Annotated in this window: 5 protein-coding genes and 1 pseudogene; all 6 read left to right on the forward strand. The window is 38.8% G+C overall.

The features are described 5' to 3' along the window. The first annotated feature begins 487 nt into the window (after positions 1 to 487). Positions 488 to 775: a hypothetical protein gene (locus tag IQR33_RS15620; protein WP_193843825.1), complete on the forward strand. Its 288-nt coding sequence runs from the start codon at positions 488 to 490 to the stop codon at positions 773 to 775. Between the two features lie 19 nt (positions 776 to 794). Next, positions 795 to 1,028: a hypothetical protein gene (locus tag IQR33_RS15625; protein WP_193843826.1), complete on the forward strand. Its 234-nt coding sequence runs from the start codon at positions 795 to 797 to the stop codon at positions 1,026 to 1,028. 283 nt (positions 1,029 to 1,311) lie between these two features. Then, positions 1,312 to 1,692: a DUF3316 domain-containing protein gene (locus tag IQR33_RS15630; RefSeq protein WP_193843827.1), complete on the forward strand. Its 381-nt coding sequence runs from the start codon at positions 1,312 to 1,314 to the stop codon at positions 1,690 to 1,692. 52 nt (positions 1,693 to 1,744) lie between these two features. After that, positions 1,745 to 2,086, forward strand: a complete 342-nt coding sequence (locus IQR33_RS15635) for a P-II family nitrogen regulator (protein ID WP_193843828.1) — start codon at positions 1,745 to 1,747, stop codon at positions 2,084 to 2,086. Between the two features lie 30 nt (positions 2,087 to 2,116). Continuing rightward, positions 2,117 to 2,800 (forward strand): heavy metal response regulator transcription factor, encoded by a 684-nt coding sequence (locus tag IQR33_RS15640; RefSeq protein WP_193843829.1) that lies wholly within the window; start codon positions 2,117 to 2,119, stop codon positions 2,798 to 2,800. Next, positions 2,797 to 3,117 (forward strand): annotated as a pseudogene (locus IQR33_RS33205) (two-component sensor histidine kinase); the annotation flags it as partial. The gene IQR33_RS15640 and the pseudogene IQR33_RS33205, both read left to right, overlap by 4 nt.

Below are 3,117 nucleotides of genomic sequence, written 5' to 3' on the forward strand. Positions count from 1 at the left end.
CACAAGATTAAACGAAAATGAAAAACTTAATCAGGAACGGTCAAGCTTTACCAAGTTGTTGCCAAATAGCAGTTGAAATCACTGGAGTAGATTAGCTCTTTACCGGCAGGTTGGTATTCTACTTTGAACACAAAACAAACAGTAACGAAATGTGCAGATTCATCTGTAATCAAAGTGCACGTGTTATGTTTACTTGTTTCGTGGTTGGCAGATTTTCAAGCTATTTGTGGATGTAAAAAAACACAACAGCTCCATTTATATTGTGAAGTATAGCCCCGTTTGACGGTAGAGCTAAGCATTGCCGAAGCAGCAATATCGCAGTCTTCTTTTATGGTGTAGCCCAAAACCAATCGACTGGTGGTTTTAGGGTAAGAAAAAACCATTAAGATGACTAAAATGTCATGAACCCCTCCCCATTCCTGATCTAAGCGTTGCGATAAACTGAGTCTAAGTTAAATGAGTTAAAGTTTTTTTGGAGGTCAAGAGAATGAAAAGCAAAAAGTCAAGCTGTCACAAGAGTGGTCACCATAAAGGTCATGGATGGATGATGGTTCTATGCGCGTTATTAATGGTCGGTATTCCATTATTTATTCTCTCTTCTAGTCAAGAGGTGTTTAGTTGGGCTTACCTTAGTAGTGCGATTGTTCCATTAATCATCTGCCTAGCGATGCACGGCTTAATGATGAAGATGATGATGCCGAGTGAAAAGAAAGACTCCGAAGCCAACAACCAATCGATGAAAAAAATTGAAAACAATCCACAGTTCAAAGCATAAGTAAGGGGTAGATGATTTTATGAAAAAGTTATATGTATCAGTTTTATTGAGTAGCTTGGTTGCGATGCCTGTGTTAGCAACAAACTCTATCGATGATCAACACCGATACCACTCTGTCGCACAAAATGAGAAAGAGCATGCTAAGCAGCGATCTCATACTGATAAGATGGAGGAGTACATGAAAATGATGGATGGCATGAATATGAATATGGAAGACGCACCAGAAGAATGCAAAAAAATGATGAGTAGCTGAATAAAAGAAATAGTAGGAATCAGAAAAAGTAATAACTACTTCATTTTTAATGAAGCAAGAGCCGCCTACGCTGATAGGGTGGCTCTTTGTCTTTTAGAGTAACAGGACTCATCGCAATTACTGCAAGGTTAACTCTTAGCTTGCTCAATTTAATTGTGGTGGAAAGTCGATTGATGATCTCCCACCTAAATCTCAATATGACAAAAATGTCATGTTAGAGTACTCAAAACAATCACGTTGGTTCAGATAAACTGAATGTATTCAAGCAGAGAAGGAAATAATAATGAATGTATTGGTCAAAACTCTATTAATAGGCTCTATTATAGTTACTAGTGCCACATCAATTGCACAGCCATTGTATTCCGGTAGTAATTATATGAGCCGAGTTGATCATAAAATTGTCTCTATTGATGCAGTCAGCTCGAAACAACAAGCATATACATTAGGAGCAGAAAAACTGTCAGAGTTTGAGGCTATGAACGGAGGAGACTTAAGTGCAGCTCTGGTTCCTGTGAGGACTTATGGTATCACTCGAAACACGACCCACCTTAAAGATAAAGGGTATGTAACTGTTCAGGAAAGATTGAATAATCAAGGTCAGCTAGAGTATGTAGCCAAAGTACATCTGAATGTTCACTATCAAATGCGAGATAGCAATAACTAAACTTAGCAGAGCTCCTAGAGTATCAATTTGTTCTAGGAGCTAAGGAGCGACTATGATTGATAAAATTTCGGTAATATTTCAGGTTCAAAAGCTTGGAGAAATAGAATCGATCCTTGCAAAGGAAGGGGTTCGAAACTTTACGGTCTACCAAGTACAAGGGCGAGGAAATCATTCGAACCTAATTGATACCCATGCTTTAAACACACATTACCAACTAGATATTTTCATTGGTCATAGCCATACACAGAGCTTGGTTGGTGCACTACTGGATACTCTATGTGTGTCACAAGAAGGAAATGGTGTTACATCTGTTATTGAGAACGTTTTGTTGTTTGATAATAATACGAAAAATCAAATTTCTAACCCATCATATAATCACAAGAACGATGTATAACATCCAAGGAAATCAAGGCATTTTTCTTATATGAAGTTACTCGTTATAGAAGATGAAGATAAAGCAGGAGCTTATCTTAAAAAGGGCTTGATTGAATCAGGCTACACTGTAGATCTATCTACCGACGGTGTTGATGCTTTGTACTTAGCTACCACCAATAATTATGACCTTATAGTCTTAGACATAATGCTACCAAAGCTGAATGGATGGCAGCTATTGCAAACACTTCGCAGTAGTGAAATCTCTACACCTGTCATTATTTTATCCGCTAAAGATCAGGTTGAAGATAGAGTGAAAGGGCTTGAGTTGGGAGCGAATGATTATCTTGTAAAACCTTTTGCCTTTATCGAGTTGCTTGCTAGAGTCAAAAATGCATTGCGTCATCAAGCCCCTACAGCCAAGACAGAGTCTATTCTTTGTATTGCTGATTTGAGCCTCGACTTGCTTAAACGAAAGGCGACTCGCAACAATGACACGATCACTCTGACAGCAAAAGAGTTTTCTTTGTTGGAATATTTATTTGCGAAAAGAGGTCAAGTCGTCACTCGCACTCAGATAGCTTCGGCTGTTTGGGATATGAATTTTGATAGTGATACGAATGTCATTGATGCAGCAGTGAAAAGATTGAGGTCGAAAATCGACAAGCCCTATCAGAAAAAACTTATCCTGACCGTGCGAGGTATGGGGTACAAACTTGATGACGCCGTAGAATGAAAGAATTACTAAACCAATCCATCGCGCGCAAACTGGTGTTTATGTTTGTCACAGCCTCTTTTGTTGTTTTAGTCGTGTTTGCTTTGACGATCCAAAACGCTATCAAGAGCCACTTTAATGAGCAGGACTATAGTCACCTAGAAACAAAACTCCGTCCTTTAACGGGCACTATTGAGCAAGATCTAGACCTGTTTAACTCTTTGGATATCTCAGTCTGGATCTTAAACAACAGACAGGTGGTGAAAACGAATAATGAAACTATTGACTTTCCACCTGAGCTGATTGGCGACTCCTCATTCGAATGGAGTGTAGACAAT

The sequence above is a fragment of the Vibrio sp. OPT46 genome, assembly GCF_015163535.1.
GTDB lineage: Bacteria > Pseudomonadota > Gammaproteobacteria > Enterobacterales > Vibrionaceae > Vibrio > Vibrio alginolyticus.